At 66.7% G+C, this 14,541-nt stretch carries 13 protein-coding genes; 8 read left to right on the top strand and 5 right to left on the bottom strand.

What is annotated here, in order from left to right; all coding sequences use genetic code 11:
- Window positions 1-750 carry an SDR family NAD(P)-dependent oxidoreductase gene (locus E3T35_RS02720; RefSeq protein ID WP_134377825.1) on the bottom strand — a complete coding sequence of 250 codons (750 nt, stop codon included), beginning with the start codon at window positions 748-750 and terminating at the stop codon, window positions 1-3.
- A gap of 176 nt (window positions 751-926) precedes the next feature.
- Between E3T35_RS02720 and E3T35_RS02715 the strand changes: the two genes are divergently transcribed.
- The gene (locus tag E3T35_RS02715) at window positions 927-3,743 is read left to right on the top strand and encodes an FAD-binding and (Fe-S)-binding domain-containing protein (RefSeq protein ID WP_134377824.1); all 2,817 of its coding nucleotides are present in this window, start codon (window positions 927-929) and stop codon (window positions 3,741-3,743) included.
- 18 nt (window positions 3,744-3,761) lie between these two features.
- Here the strand turns inward: E3T35_RS02715 and E3T35_RS02710 are convergent, their stop codons facing one another.
- Window positions 3,762-5,456, bottom strand: a complete 1,695-nt coding sequence (locus E3T35_RS02710) for a dihydroxy-acid dehydratase (RefSeq protein ID WP_134377823.1) — start codon at window positions 5,454-5,456, stop codon at window positions 3,762-3,764.
- A gap of 157 nt (window positions 5,457-5,613) precedes the next feature.
- Between E3T35_RS02710 and putP the strand changes: the two genes are divergently transcribed.
- Window positions 5,614-7,116: a sodium/proline symporter PutP gene (gene putP / locus E3T35_RS02705; protein ID WP_134377822.1), complete on the top strand. Its 1,503-nt coding sequence runs from the start codon at window positions 5,614-5,616 to the stop codon at window positions 7,114-7,116.
- A gap of 82 nt (window positions 7,117-7,198) precedes the next feature.
- Here the strand turns inward: putP and E3T35_RS02700 are convergent, their stop codons facing one another.
- Window positions 7,199-7,783, bottom strand: a complete 585-nt coding sequence (locus E3T35_RS02700; RefSeq protein WP_134377821.1) for an antibiotic biosynthesis monooxygenase — start codon at window positions 7,781-7,783, stop codon at window positions 7,199-7,201.
- Window positions 7,784-8,620, bottom strand: a complete 837-nt coding sequence (locus tag E3T35_RS02695) for an exodeoxyribonuclease III (protein WP_134377820.1) — start codon at window positions 8,618-8,620, stop codon at window positions 7,784-7,786.
- Between the two features lie 108 nt (window positions 8,621-8,728).
- On the opposite strand from E3T35_RS02695, the gene E3T35_RS02690 reads away from it, so the two are divergent.
- Window positions 8,729-9,730 carry a TIGR03557 family F420-dependent LLM class oxidoreductase gene (locus E3T35_RS02690; protein WP_134377819.1) on the top strand — a complete coding sequence of 334 codons (1,002 nt, stop codon included), beginning with the start codon at window positions 8,729-8,731 and terminating at the stop codon, window positions 9,728-9,730.
- A gap of 48 nt (window positions 9,731-9,778) precedes the next feature.
- Window positions 9,779-10,567, top strand: coding sequence for a coenzyme F420-0:L-glutamate ligase (locus E3T35_RS02685; protein ID WP_134344985.1), 789 nt, complete (start codon window positions 9,779-9,781; stop codon window positions 10,565-10,567).
- Here E3T35_RS02685 and E3T35_RS02680 read toward each other — a convergent pair.
- Window positions 10,564-10,914, bottom strand: a complete 351-nt coding sequence (locus E3T35_RS02680; protein WP_134377818.1) for a nuclear transport factor 2 family protein — start codon at window positions 10,912-10,914, stop codon at window positions 10,564-10,566. The two genes, E3T35_RS02685 and E3T35_RS02680, sit on opposite strands and share 4 nt — an antisense overlap.
- Before the next feature lie 135 nt (window positions 10,915-11,049).
- Between E3T35_RS02680 and E3T35_RS02675 the strand changes: the two genes are divergently transcribed.
- From E3T35_RS02675 to E3T35_RS02660, 4 genes are all read left to right on the top strand, one after another.
- Window positions 11,050-11,286: an AbrB/MazE/SpoVT family DNA-binding domain-containing protein gene (locus E3T35_RS02675; RefSeq protein ID WP_134377817.1), complete on the top strand. Its 237-nt coding sequence runs from the start codon at window positions 11,050-11,052 to the stop codon at window positions 11,284-11,286.
- 2 nt (window positions 11,287-11,288) lie between these two features.
- On the top strand, window positions 11,289-11,696 hold the full coding sequence (locus E3T35_RS02670; protein WP_233206207.1) for a PIN domain-containing protein: 408 nt from the start codon (window positions 11,289-11,291) through the stop codon (window positions 11,694-11,696).
- On the top strand, window positions 11,656-12,312 hold the full coding sequence (cofC, locus tag E3T35_RS02665) for a 2-phospho-L-lactate guanylyltransferase (protein WP_134377816.1): 657 nt from the start codon (window positions 11,656-11,658) through the stop codon (window positions 12,310-12,312). The genes E3T35_RS02670 and cofC overlap by 41 nt, the downstream gene beginning before the upstream one ends.
- A 215-nt stretch (window positions 12,313-12,527) precedes the next feature.
- Window positions 12,528-14,441, top strand: coding sequence for an HNH endonuclease signature motif containing protein (locus E3T35_RS02660; protein ID WP_166789808.1), 1,914 nt, complete (start codon window positions 12,528-12,530; stop codon window positions 14,439-14,441).
- The last annotated feature ends 100 nt before the right edge of the window (window positions 14,442-14,541 follow it).

Genomic DNA, 14,541 nt, shown 5'->3' with positions numbered 1-14,541 from the left:
TCAGACAAGGGTCCGCCCGCCGTCGATGAACAGCACCTGACCGGTGACGAAGGCCGCCTGGCGTGAGGCCAGAAAGAGCACGGAACCGGTGAGGTCATCCACGGTGCCGAGCCGGCCGGCCGGCACCAGCTCGGTGTAGTGGTCCCGCATTCCGGGCCGGTCCAGGTGTGCGCGGGTCAGCTCGGTCTCGGTGTAACCCGGCGCGATGGCGTTGACGGTGACGCCGGAGGCGGCCCATTCGCGCGCCATCACCCGCACGAGTTGGTTGAGGCCGCCCTTGCTCGCCGCGTACGGCGCGTGGTCGGCGTGGGCGAGGGTGCTCGAAACCGAGGAGCAGAATACCTGACGCCCGTAGCCGGCATCGATCATGATTCGGCCGGCAGCCTTGCCGAGACGGAATGCGCTGGAGAGGTTGACGTCGAGGATGCGTTTCCAGTCGTCGTCGTTCAGGTCGAGCACGGGAACCCGATGGTTGATCCCCACGGCGTGCACGAGCACATCGAGGCCGCCGACGCGTTCCACCACCGTGGCGACCACACTCTCGCACCCGGCCGTGGTCGTCAGGTCTGCCTGTACGCCGATGATGCGGGGATCCAGCTCGGCGAGACGCTCTGGGCTGAGATCGGCCACGACAACCTGGGCGCCAACCTCCAGAAAGGCGAGAGCGCAGGCGGTGCCGATTCCCCCGGCACCCGCCACGAGAACGCGCTGGGTGGCGAGGCCGAGCCAGTCATTCGTCCTGCCGGTCATCGCGTGCTCCGGTCACAGGGTGCCGGAACGTGCGCCGGAGCGAGTGTCGGTTGGATTGCATCGTTGCAAAGACTCATTTGGATACTGTATCCAATTTGAGGCAGGAGTCAAAGACTCGGGCGTAAGAACTTTCGGAGCGCATTGTGCACAATACGACGCCGGTAGCATTGCTACCCATGCACACCGTCGTCGCACAGCCGCAATCTCTGGCCACCGCTCTGCGCTCCCGGGGGGTGCTGCATGTGCGCAACGACGACACGACGAGGGCGGCGTATTCCTCGGACGCTTCGCTCTACCGCGTCGTTCCGTCGGCCGTCGTGCTGCCGCGCGACGTCGATGACGTGGCCACGACGTTGGCGCTCTGCCGAGACCGGGGCATTCCCCTCACCTCGCGCGGCGCCGGCACGTCGGTGGCCGGAAACGCCATCGGTGCCGGCGTCATCCTGGATTTCAGCCGGTACCTGAACCAGGTCGTGTCGATTGACGCGGAGGCCCGCACGGCGGTGGTGCAGCCGGGAACGGTGCACGCCACCCTGCAGCAGGCGGCGCTCAAGCTCGGTCTGCGCTTCGGCCCCGACCCGTCGACGCACACCCGCTGCACCATTGGCGGCATGATCGGCAACAATGCCTGCGGTTCGCGCACCCTGGCCTACGGCCGAACCGCCGACAACGTGACCCACCTTGACGTGCTGACCGGAACCGGCGAACGGCTCTTTCTCGGGGGCGACGGCACCCCCGCCTCACCCCAAACCGACGCCCTCCGCGAACTCGTGCGCGGTGAGCTCGGCACCATCCGCACCGAACTGGGCCGTTTCGGCCGTCAGGTCTCCGGCTATGCCCTCGAACATCTGCTGCCCGAGCGCGATTTCGACCTGCGGCGCGCGCTGGTCGGCAGCGAGGGCAGCCTGGCGATCGTCTTGGAAGCCGGCGTCAGCCTGGTCGCCGACGCCGCTCACAAGCGGATGGTCGTGCTCGGCTTCTCCGACATCGGTGCGGCCGGCGACGCGGTCATGGCCGTGCTGCCCTTTCAGCCGACCGCCTGCGAGGGGCTCGACTCGCGCATCGTCGATGTCGTGCGTACCCGAAAAGGCCCGGAGGCCGTTCCCGACCTTCCGGCCGGCACCGCCTGGTTGTTCATCGAGGTGTCCGGAGGAGACCTGCAGGAGGTGACCGACCGCGCCGGGCGCGTGAGCCAGATCGGTGCGGCCGTGGACGCGAGGGTGATCACCGACCCGCGCCAGGCCGCCCAACTGTGGAAGATTCGGGAGGACGGCGCCGGACTGGCCGGCCGGTCGCCGGTCGGGGCACCAGCCCATTCCGGCTGGGAAGACGCCGCCGTGCCGCCGGAGCGCCTCGGCGCCTACCTGCGCGACTTCGACGAGCTCCTGCGCGAGCACGACCTGGTCGGGTTTCCCTACGGGCACTTCGGCGATGGCTGCGTGCACGTGCGCCTCGACTTTCCGTTCGGCCGCGCCGACGGCCGGGCCCGATTCCGGGCGTTCATGACGGATGCGGCCCGGCTCGTGGCCAGCTATGGCGGGTCGCTCTCCGGTGAGCACGGCGACGGCCGGGCCCGGAGCGAGCTGCTGCCCATCATGTACTCCGAGGCCGCGCTCGCCCTGTTCGGCTCGGTGAAGGCCATCATGGACCCGGACAACGTGCTGAACCCGGGGATCGTCGTGGATCCGCGCCCGCTGGATGCGGACATCCGCTCGGCGCACGCGCCGTCGGTGCGCACCGGGCTGGCCCTGTCCTATGCCTCTGACGGGGGCGACTTCAGCCAGGCCGTGCACCGCTGCACCGGAGTGGGCCTGTGTCGAGCCGAAAACACCGGCGACAGCGTGATGTGCCCCTCCTACCTGGCGACCCGGGAAGAGAAGGATTCCACGCGGGGCCGGGCGCGGGTGCTGCAGGAGATGATCAACCAGGGTGGCGCGAACTGGCGCTCGCCGGAAGTGCACGATGCCCTCGACCTGTGCCTGTCCTGCAAGGGCTGCGCCTCGGACTGTCCGACCGGGGTGGACATGGCGGCCTACAAGGCGGAGGTGCTGCACCAGAGTTTCAAGGGTCGCCTGCGCCCGATCACCCACTACTCGCTCGGCTGGCTGCCGCGGTGGGCGCGCCTGGCCTCCGTCGCCCCGAAGCTGCTCAACCGGCTGGTGCGGCTGCCCCTGCTGAGCCGACTGGCTCTTTGGCTGGCCGGCATCGACCACCGTCGCTCGATCCCAACCTTCGCCGAACAGACCTTCACTGACTGGTTTCAGGCTCGCGAGCCGCGCCCTAGCGCCGAGAATGCGCGCCCGGTACTGCTCTGGGCGGATTCCTTCACGAACTATTTCACGCCGGAGGTGGGCCGTGCCGCAGTGCGGGTGCTGGAAGCCGCCGGATGCACCGTGCAGATCCCCGAGCAGCCGCTCTGTTGCGGCCTCACCTGGATCTCCACCGGGCAGCTCGATGCGGCGCGCACCATTCTCGGCAGAACGGTCGGCCGCCTCGCCGCGGTCGCGCATGCCGGTATCCCGATCGTCGGACTCGAGCCCTCCTGCACCGGTGTGCTCCGCTCCGACGCCCTCGAACTACTCGGCCATGAGGCGGCGCAGCCGGTGGCCGCGGCCACCCATACGCTCGCCGAATTTCTGGCGACGCTGCCCGACTACCTGCCGCCGAACCTTCAAGGCACCACCGTCGTGGCCCAACCGCACTGCCACCACCACGCCGTGATGGGCTGGAGCCCCGACGCTGCGCTGCTGCAGCAAGCCGGCGCCGAACTGACCCAGCTCGGCGGATGCTGTGGGCTGGCCGGCAACTTCGGCGTGGAGCGCGGCCACTACGACGTGTCGATCGCCGTGGCCGAGCAGCAACTCCTCCCGGCCGTGCGCGGCGCTGCGGCTGCGACCGTGGTGCTCGCCGATGGCTTCTCCTGCCGAACCCAGCTGCAGGATCTCAGCGACCGCCGCGGCATCCACTTGGCGCAGTTGCTCGACCCGTCCTGACAACTAGCGCAACAGTACCTATTGCAGGAAGGCCAGATCGGCACCCTCTGGGGCCTGCAGAACCGTCGACGCGTGCAGTCGACTCCAGCCGCGCGCAGGCAGGGCCGGCAGCTGCAGGTCGGCACGCCGACGGGCGAGCTCCTCGTCGTCCACGAGCAGGTCGACGGTGCGACCGGGCACGTCGAGCCGAATCCGATCGCCGTCACGAACCAGGGCGAGCGGCCCGCCGATCGCGGCCTCCGGTGCACAGTGCAGCACGATCGTGCCATAGGCGGTGCCGCTCATGCGCCCGTCCGAGATGCGCACCATGTCGCGAACGCCCTGCCGGGCCAGATAGCGGGGGATGGGAATCGATCCGGCTTCCGGCATGCCGGCTCCGACCGGGCCGATGTTGCGCATGACCAGCACGTGATCCGGGGTCAGCGCGAGACTCTCATCGTTCAGCCGCGCCTCCACATCATCGAGGGAATCGAACACCGCAGCGATCCCCTCGTGCACCAGCAGGTGAGCGGATGCCGCCGCCACTTTGATCACGGCGCCGTCCGGCGCGAGGGAGCCGGTCAACGCCACGAGCGCACCGGTCGGTCCGAGCGGATCGTCGAGCGCGTGCACCGTGCTCTGCCAGGCCTGGGGAGCAACGGCTCCGTCGAGGGCCTCGCCCAGGGTCTGCCCGGTGATGGTCAGCACATCGAGGTCGAGCAGCGGGGACAGGGTTTTGAGCAAGGCGGGCACCCCGCCGTCGCGGTGCATGTCCGGCAGGTAGTTCTGGCCGGCCGGTTTGCAATCGACCAGCAGCGGAGTGCGCGCCGCGATCTCGTGAAAATCGTCAAGGTCGAGCTCAATGCCGAGCCGCCGGGCAATCGCCGTCAGGTGGATGATCGCGTTCGTCGAACCGGAGATGGCAGCGAGTACGGTCACCGCGTTGCGAAATGCCCCCGCGGTCATGATCTGCGACGGTCGGCGGTCGGCGGCGGCGATCTCTACGGCCCGACGACCGGTCTGCACACCGAGCCGCAGCCGGTGGGCGGAGACGGCCGGGGCGGTGCCGGCGAAGGGGAGCGACATCCCCATCGCTTCAACGATGCAGGCCATGGTTGAGGCTGTCCCCATCACCATGCAGGTACCGGCGGTCGGCGCGAGTTCCTGGTTGATCTCGCCGATGGTGGTCTCGTCGATCGTACCGGCGCGGAACTCCGACCACAGGCGTCGACAGTCGGTGCAGGCGCCGAGCCGTTCGCCCTTGTAGCTGCCGACGGACATCGGGCCGACGACGAGCGAGATTGCCGGGATGTCGGCCGACGCCGCCGCCATGAGTTCGGCCGGCACGGTCTTGTCGCAGCCTCCCAGCAGAACCACCGAATCCATCGGTTGGCTGCCAAGCTGCTCTTCGAGTTCCATGGCCATGAGATTGCGAAAGAGCATGCTCGTGGGGGTGGTCAGAATTTCACCGATGGACATGACCGGAAAGACGAAGGGCAGGCCGCCGGCCTCGAGCACACCGCGCTTCACGCTCTCGATGAGCTGAGGCATATCCCGGTGACAGGTCGTGAAATCCGAGGAGGTATTGACGATGCCAACGACCGGTCGGTCGAGGTCTTCGGGGTCCAATCCGGCCGAGGCAAGAAAGGCCCGCCGAATGAATTTGCTGAAATCCCGGTCGGCATAATTGGTCAGTTTGCGGTCAACGCCGACAGCTCTGTCATTTGTGTGCATGACCACTCAGGATCGCACACCCTCGCGAGCTGGATGAGTAAATGGGGGACAAACAATGGTAAAAAGCCCGTGTTTCTGCGAGACTGAAGCTTTGAGCTTGCCCGGCACCTCGGGTAATCACGTCCAGTACGTCGGGCATCCCAACAAAGGAATCCCATTGACGGATCAAACATTTCAGATAATCGCAATCACTTTATATCTCGCTGGCATGGTCGCCATCGGGTACTTCGCCTTTCGGCAAACCAAAGATCTTGACGACTACATGCTCGCCGGCCGAAACCTCAAACCGGGCACAGCAGCCCTGAGCGCTGGCGCTTCCGACATGTCCGGCTGGCTGCTTCTTGGCCTCCCGGGAGCAATCTACGTGTCCGGCCTCGTGGAAGCCTGGATCGCGATCGGCCTCACCATCGGCGCCTGGCTCAACTGGAAATTCATTGCCCCGCGCTTGCGCTCGTACACCCAGGTGTCGAACAACTCGATCACCATTCCAAGCTTCTTCGAGAACCGGCTGAAAGACACCTCGCGACTGCTGCGCATCGTCTCCGGCTTGATCATCCTGGTCTTCTTCACCTTCTACGTCTCCTCCGGAATGGTCGCCGGCGGTGTGTTCTTTGAGGAGTCCTTCGGCTCGACGTTCCTGACGGGCATGCTGATCGTCGGTGGAGTGACACTTCTCTACACTCTCTTCGGCGGTTTCCTCGGTGCTACCCTCACCGACGTTGCCCAGGGCATCCTGATGCTGGTCGCGTTGATCGCTGTACCCCTCGTGGCGTTGAACGCCACCGGCGGGATCACGGCCACAGTCGACTCCATTCGCGAAGTCGACCCGAACCTGCTCTCCCTCACGGCCGGCGGATCCGTTCTCGGTGTTATCTCCGCCGTAGCCTGGGGCCTCGGCTACGTCGGCCAGCCGCACATCATCGTGCGTTTCATGGCCCTGCGCACCCCGCAGGACGCCAAGGCCGGCCGCAGAATCGGCATTGGCTGGATGGTTGCAACCGCGCTCGGCGCCGTTGCCACCGCGCTGATCGGCATCGCCTATTTCCAGCAAAACCCCGACCTGAGCCTGGAGAACCCGGAAACGGTGTTCCTGCTTCTGGCTCAGACGCTGTTCCACCCGTTCATCGCCGGTCTCGTGCTGGCCGCCGTGCTCGCCGCCATCATGAGCACCATTTCCTCGCAGCTGATCGTCTCATCTTCGGCTCTGGTCGAGGACCTCTACAAGATCGTCGGCAAGAGTGCGTCGCCGAAGATGCTGGTCATGCTCGGCCGCGTCGGCGTACTGGTCGTGGCGCTCGTGGCCGGACTCATCGCGCTGCAGCAGAACTCGACCATTCTTGACCTGGTCGGCTTCGCCTGGGCCGGTTTCGGTGCCGCCTTCGGACCGGTCGTGCTGCTCTCCCTGTACTGGAAGAAGCTCTCCACCGCGGGCACCCTGGCCTCCATGATCACCGGTGCGGTGGTCGTCTTTATCTGGGGTAACTCGTCGCTGGGCGACACCCTGTACGAGATCGTTCCGGGCTTCGCGGCCAGCCTGCTCGTCGCCGTCGTGGTCTCCCTTGTCACGTACAAGCCAAACGCCGAGATCGACGCCGAATTCGACGCCGCCACTGAACAGGCTCACCCGAAGTACGAGGTGCCGGAGAAGGTCTCCGCCTAAGCAACCCTGCCCTCGCACCACAACGGCACCTGCCCCCGACCCTACGGTCGAGGATGGGTGCCGTTTGCTGTTGGTGCCTGTTTTAGCGGGGCTGTTTCTGCAGCCAGGGACGCAGCATCCGGGTCACCCACGGCAGCACGAAGTAGGCCATCAGCGGCGTGAGCACGAGGGTGGTCAGCAGCACCTTGAGCGCCGTCGCGAGGTCGCCCCAGCCGGGAACGAGCCAGGTCACCAGCAGGGTGAAGACGAGGTTGACCGGAAAGAAGCCGAGCCAGATGCTGATCGCTTGCTTCCAGCGCGGCGGCGGCACCAGGGCGGGTACTCCCGGCTCCGGTTGCATACCGTCAAACCAGCCCTCGATGCCGGTGCGTTTCTCAACGTGGGCGTCGAGTACCAGGTCGGTGCCGGCTTCGAGCCACTCGGCGCGCTCGTCGGAATTCTCCCAGGCCGCAAGGCTCTCGTGGTCGGAGAAGCGGTACAGCATGTTCCAGGTCGCGGAATCCTCGCTGCCGCGCACCCAGCCCGAGCCGAGAAACCCGGGGTATTTGTGGGCGAGGTTGATGCCGTACTGCACCCATTCGCTCGCCTCGGTGAAGCGCGCCTGATCGACCGTGCGGGTGATGGAAACGGTGACGGATGCTGACGCGGGCGGCGGTGTGAGAGTCATCTAGAAGATCATCGGGCGGTCGTCGTCATCGCCGCCGAGGTCGAGGTCGACGAGCACCGGCACATGGTCGCTCGGGGCGTCGCCCTTGCGTTCGTTGCGGTGGATGCTGGCATCCGTCACCAGATCGGCGAAGGCTGGGGAGCCGAGAATAAAGTCGATGCGCATGCCCTCGTTGCGCGGAAAACGCAGCTGCTTGTAGTCCCAGAAAGTGAATCCTTCGGGCACGATCGGCCGCACGACGTCGGTCAGTCCTGCCCGTTCGAAGGCGTCGAACACGGCCCGCTCCTCGGGGGAAATATGGGTGGACTGGCCGGGTACGAAGCTCGGGTCGCCCATGTCTTCGTCGCGCGGCGCGACGTTCCAGTCGCCCATCATGGCCAGCGCGAGCGCGGGGTGCTGGCTGAGTTCCTCGGCCGCGTGGGTCTGGAGCGCCTTCAGCCAGGCCAGCTTGTAGGCGTAGTGCGGGTCGCCGAGCGCGCGACCGTTCGGCACGTAGAGGCTCCACAGCCGCAGGTCGTTCACGGTCACGCCGAGCGCGCGCGCCTCGAGCGGCTGGTCAGGGCCAACTGACCCCTTCTGGAAGCCGGGCATATTCGGAAAGGTGGTGACAACATCCGTCATCGGTTCCCGGCTCGCGAACGCCACACCGTTCCACTGGCTCAGGCCGTGAATGGCCAGGTCGTAGCCGGCATCCTCGAACGCCTGCGACGGAAATTGCTCCGGCTTGCACTTGATCTCCTGCATGGCGAGAACGTCGATGTCCTCGCGTTCCATCCAGTCGACGATTCGCCCGGAGCGGGCACGAACGGAGTTGACGTTCCAGGTGGCAATGCGCATTCGTCAAGCCTATAAGCCTGAAGCGGATGCCAGGCGGCGGTATCGAAAGCGGCCCCGGCCGTGTTGCGATTGAATGGGTACAACATTCTTGAGCGCGGAAAGGTCACAGTGACCCAGTTGCAAATTGGCTATGCGGCCATGTTGGAGCAGTTTCCACCGGCCGAAGCGGTCGCACTCTCGGCGTACGCCGAGCAGCACGGTTTCACAGGTGTGATGGCGGCCGACCACTTTCAGCCCTGGGTTCCGGCGCAGGGGCAGTCGAGCTTTGTCTGGGGCGTGCTCGCCTCGATCGCCGAGCGCACCACCGGCAACTTCGGGCCCGGCGTGACCGCCCCGACGTTCCGCTGGCACCCGGCCATGGTCGCCCAGGCCTCGGCGACGCTCGCCTCGATGTATCCCGGCCGACACTGGCTGGGCCTGGGCAGCGGAGAAGCTCTGAACGAACACATCGTGGGCGGCTACTGGCCCGAGGCCCCCGAGCGCATCAACCGCATGTTCGAGGCCATCGAGATCATCTCCAAGCTGTTCGCCGGCTCCCTGGCCGGCCGGGACGTCAAGCACTCCGGTCAGTTCTTCAAGCTCGAGTCGACCCGGCTGTGGACCATGCCGCCGGTTGCCCCCGAGATTCTGGTCGCCACCGCCGGCCCGGTCACCGCCAAGCGCGCCGGTCGGCTGGCCGACGGCCTGATCACGGTCGGCGCCCCGCTGGAGAAGATCTCGATGCTGTTCGGCAAATTCGACGACGGTGCGCGCGAGGCCGGAAAAGACCCCTCGACGATGCCCAGGGTGCTGCAGCTGCACCTGAGCTGGGCCGAGACCGACGAAGAGGCGATGGCCAATGCGCTGCACGAGTGGCCGAACGGCGGCATGCGATTTCCGAAGAGCGACATCCGTTCGCCATTCGAGTTCGAGCAGCTGGCCAAACTCGTGCGCCCGGAGGACTTCGAGGGTCGCATGATCATCTCGGCCGACCCCGACGAGCACCGCAAATACATTCAGAGGTTCGTCGACCTCGGTTTCGACCGTATCTACCTGCACAACGTTGGCCGTAACCAGAAACAGTGGATCGACGTCTTCGGCGCATCCGTTCTGCCGAAACTGGTGCGCTAGATGCCGCACGATTCGCTGCCCGACGCTGCCGCCGCCGAAGTGGGCGCCATGGAGCTGTTCGGTCTCAAAGTATTCACCCTCGGGGGGTTCGGCGAGATCACTGCGGGTGACGACCTCGCGGCCCTGATCGCTGAAGCCGCGCAGTCCCGCCTGGCCGATGGGGACATTGTGGCGGTGACCAGCAAGATCGTCTCCAAGGCCGAGGGGCGAGTCGTTCAGGCCGCCGACCGCGAGCAGGCGATCACCGACGAGACCGTGCGCGTCGTAGCATCGCGGGCGCACCCGGGCGGGGTCACCCGCATCGTCGAGAACCGGCAGGGCCTCGTCATGGCGGCGGCCGGCGTCGACACGAGCAATGCGCCCGAGGGTGTGGTGCTGCTGTTGCCGGTCGATCCGGACGGGTCGGCGCGCGCGATCTGCTCGGCCCTCCGCGAACGCACCGGGCTGCGCCTCGGCGTGCTGATCACGGACACCGCCGGGCGTCCCTGGCGGGAAGGCCAGACCGACATCGCCATTGGCGCGGCAGGGCTCGCCGTGCTCGACGACCTGCGCGGCACAGCGGATGTCTCGGGTCGTCGCCTCGACGTCACCGTCGCGGCGGTCGCCGACGAGATCGCCGGCGCCGCCGATCTGGTCAAGGGCAAGACCAGCGGCAACCCGGTCGCTGTCGTGCGCGGACTCGGACGACTGGTCGGCGAGCTGGACGCCGCTGGCGCTCGGGCGCTGCAGCGACCGAGCGACACCGACATGTTCCGACTCGGCACAGCCGAAGCGCGCGCTGAAGGGTATGCCGAGGGGTTCGCGGCCGGCTTGGCTGCAGCGGCCGGTAAAAGCTAGATCGAGATGGTGAGGGCCTGGATCAGGCCGCTCTCGGCGTCGAGCTCGAAGCGGTAGTTCAGGTCGACGCTGCGGCCCGGAAAGTTGCCCTCGACGCGGTTGACGACGGTCGTCGACGACTCGTCCTTCTCGGTGCGCAGCTGGGTGGTCGTGTACTCGAATTCGGCGGCGCTGCCGGCGAGCCAGGCGGTGATGGCCGTCTCGCCCGTGTAGGTCTTGCCGTCATCGATGACGACCGCGTTTTCGGTGCAGGTTGCTCCAGCGGAGGCGGGCTTCGCGCTGGCGCTGCGTTCGAGGTAGGTCATGATGGCCATCGGCAACGTGCGGGACTGAGTGGTGAGTGACATGGAACCTCCTGGGCCGTTCAAAGCGAACGTAATCGAGTCGACGGATGTTTGCAGTCGACCCTTGAGGCTACCGCGCGCCGGGCGCGCCAGGGATCGCCCTAGCTGAAGCGGGAAGTCGCTGGTAACGTATTCCCTATGGAAGTTTCCCTCGACGCGGTCGGGCGTCTCATGGTTCCCAAGGCCCTGCGCGATGCGCTGGGGCTCCGTCCCGGTTCAACCGTGGATATTTCTCAGTACGGCAGCGGGCTACAGGTCGTACCGGCAGGGCGAACGGCTCGGCTCGTCGACGAAGACGGGGTCCTCGTCGCTACGTCCTCGACGGCCATAGACGATGACACCATGTTCGGCCTGATCGATGCCGGACGTCGTTGAAGGTGCTCGCACTCGATACCAGTGTGGCGGTGCCACTGCTCGTCACGACCCACCCAGCGCACCACGCTGTCGTTGACTGGTGGCAGGGGCGTGAAGTCGCATTGGCGGGTCACGCTCTGGCGGAAACTTATTCGGTGCTCACGAGATTGCCGAGCGAGGCCCGGCTTGCGCCTGAAACGGCAGCCCGGCTCCTGGCGTCGCGGTTTGCTCTGCCCCTTGTGATGACCGCCGAAACGGCCTTTCGTTTGCCAGCCTTACTCGCGAACTTGGGCATTGCAGGTGGTGCCGTGTACGACGCCGTGGTGGCCCTCGCGGCGCAGGAAAACGATTGTGTTCTCGCCACCCGGGATTCTCGCGCCAAGCCAACATATGACGCCGTTGGCGTTCGGGTTGAAATCGTTGGCCGATAACTGGGTCGTCGTCGTCCCGGTGAAGGGAAGCTCCGAGGCGAAGAGCCGGCTCGGTGTTGGGCCGGGGCGGGCGGCGCTCGCCGACGCTTTCGCGCTTGACACGGTGACGGCGCTGGTGGCAGCATCCGCTGTGGAGCGCGTGTTCGTGGTGACCGCGAGTGCGCGTTTGGGCGCGCTGCTCGGTGGGCTCGGTGCTGTCATCGTGCCGGAGGCGCCGGTCGTTGAAACGGGGCATGCCCGCTTGAACGCCGGGATCGTGCAGGGCATCGCTGCCGCTCGGCTCGCCTATCCCCAAGTAAATCTGGCGGTGATGACCGGGGATCTGCCCGCCCTGCGGCCAGGTGACATCGACGCTGCATTCGCGCTCGCCGCAGCGCAGCCGCGCTCGATGGTGCCCGATGCCGAAGGTGTGGGCACGACGACCCTGCTCGCCCGCGTCGGAGTCACGGTCACGCCGCGGTTCGGTCTCGGCTCCCGCGCTGCGCACCAGGGCGACGGACACATCGTGCTCGACCTGCCGCCGACTTCGTCTCTGCGGCGCGACGTCGACACCGCGGCCGACCTCGAAGCCGCGCGACTGATCGGACTTGGGCCGCACACGAGCGCTCTGCTCTAGTTCGTGATACTGAATCGTCTACTACTTCGAAACCGCACAAGTGGCACCACGACGCTGAGGCCGTGAATTGCGAGCATTGGTTTACGTATTGACGGGCGGAAGAGGCGCTAAGAGCGGCAATCATGGATTAATCGATCAACTTTGCCGGCAAGACTATTTCTGAGTTTCTCTCGCGTTTGTATTCGATTTGCGGTAGAATGGGTGTCAAGGAGGCAATGGCGCCCATGTTCATGGAAAACCCGAGTGAGGCCGGTTCGAACCCCGTCGTTGCGGCGGTGGAGCAGGCTCGGGATGCGTTGTTGGCGGCGTTGGGCGGGGTGTCGTTCGGGTTGCTGGGCGATGAAGAATCACTGACCCTGCTGCTGGCGGTGGAGAGTGTGGGCCGGGTCGTCGACGGGGCCCGGGTGCTCTCCACGTCGGATGTGCTGCGCCGTTCCCAGTACTTTGATGCTGCCGCCGCGAAGGCTGCTGTTGATCAGAGTGCCGCCGCCGCGCAGAATGCCGCCCGGGAGAATGCTGGTTCGGGCAAGGCTGCTGCGGATTCCGTGATCCCGGAGGGTGCTGCGGCTGATGCGGCTTCTCCGAGCGGGGCGGGTGCGGCGACGTCTCTGGCTGCGCCGACGCTGGCCCGTCGGCTCGGCTCTCGCAGCGGCGTCGAACTGGTCTGCACCCTCGCCCGCCTCTCCCGCTCCGAGGTGCGGCAGCGATCCGCGCTCGGTGAGAAAGCGGGCCAGCGGGTCGTGCTCGGCCGCCCGCTGGCCCCCACCTACCCGGTGCTCGGAGAGGCCCTGCAGGGCGGGGAGCTCGGCCTGGAACAGGCCCGGGTGATCGTGCAGGTGCTCGACGGCCTGCGCTCCGAGGTGCTGGCCTCCGACCTCGACCGGGTCGAACGCTCCCTGGTCGCCAGCGGCTCCGGGGCGATCACCCCCGAAACCGAGGGACTGCCCGGTGCCGGCATAGCGTTCGCGCCGGAGTTGCTGCGGCAGCAGGGCATCCAGTGGAAAGCACGCCTCGCCCCCGACGGCACCGCGCCCGGCGAGGCCCCGACCGAGCGGCGCAGCTGGCTCACCTTCGGCACCCTCAGCAACGGCGGCTACAGCCTCAACGGCTGGTTCACCACCCTCGACCGCGCCATCATCGGCAACGTTTTCGATGCGTACCTGTCCGCCGCCGCGGCGAATCCGGTTCCCGGAGCCCCCGAAACCCCGACGTCCGGCACGACGTCCGGCACGACGTCCGGCACGGCCCGAGTCTCCGACGCCCTTGCACGTGCCCGGGTCGCGTTCCGTGAGACCGACCTCGCCCACGCAGACGACAACGAAGCCGCACAAGAAGCGACCAGCGAGGCGCGGGACGCCACCGCGGCGGACCAAGCCACCGAAATCGGCCAGGCGGGCGAGGCGGGTGCGAAAATGGAGTCCAGCGACACACTCGGCGCCGACCCACCCGACCCGCTTAGCCCCGACCCGCACAGTCCCGACGAGTTCAGCCCCGACCCGCACAGTCCGTGCCCGCAGCAACCCGACGACACCCGCTCCCGCAACGAAAAACAAGCCAGCATCCTACGCGCCGTGTTCGAAGCCGCCGCCCGGCACCCCGGCACCCCGACCATGGGCGGTGCCGCCCCCACCGTGCTCGTACACATCAACATCAACGACCTGCTCGACGGCCGCGGCGCCGGCTGGATCGACGGCATCGACGGCCCTCTCACCCCCAGCCAAGTCGACGAACTCATCTGCGCCGGCGGCTACCAACCCGTATTGTTTGGCCAGAACGGCAAAATCCTGCACCTCGGCACCAGCAACCGGTTCTTCAGCGCCAGTCAACGCCGAGCATTGGCCGCCCGAGATGGCGGCTGCATCATCCCCGGCTGCACCGTGCCACCCCATCTCACCCAGGTGCATCATGTGAAGCCCTGGCGCGATGGCGGCCTGACCGATATCGACAACGCCGTGCTGCTCTGCAACGCCGCCCACTCCAGCATCGACACCTCCGGCTGGGACATCGACATGCGAGACGGACGCCCCTGGATCCGCGGACCCCTCATCTTCGACCCCACCCACACCTGGCGCCCCGCCGGCCAAAACCGCGCCGCCACCGCTGTTGAGAAGCCCACCTGGGAAAAGTAACGTCTAGCTCGCGACACCGGTCAAATCAATCAAGCCAGATCAGGACAGCCGAATCAGGACAGCCGAATCAGGACAGCCGAATCAGCGGAGCCAGATCAAC

The sequence above is a fragment of the Cryobacterium sp. TMT1-2-2 genome (assembly GCF_004403505.1).
GTDB lineage: Bacteria > Actinomycetota > Actinomycetes > Actinomycetales > Microbacteriaceae > Cryobacterium > Cryobacterium flavum.
The sequence above is the reverse complement of the archived record's forward strand: the minus strand, read 5'-3'. Positions and strand labels throughout refer to the sequence as shown.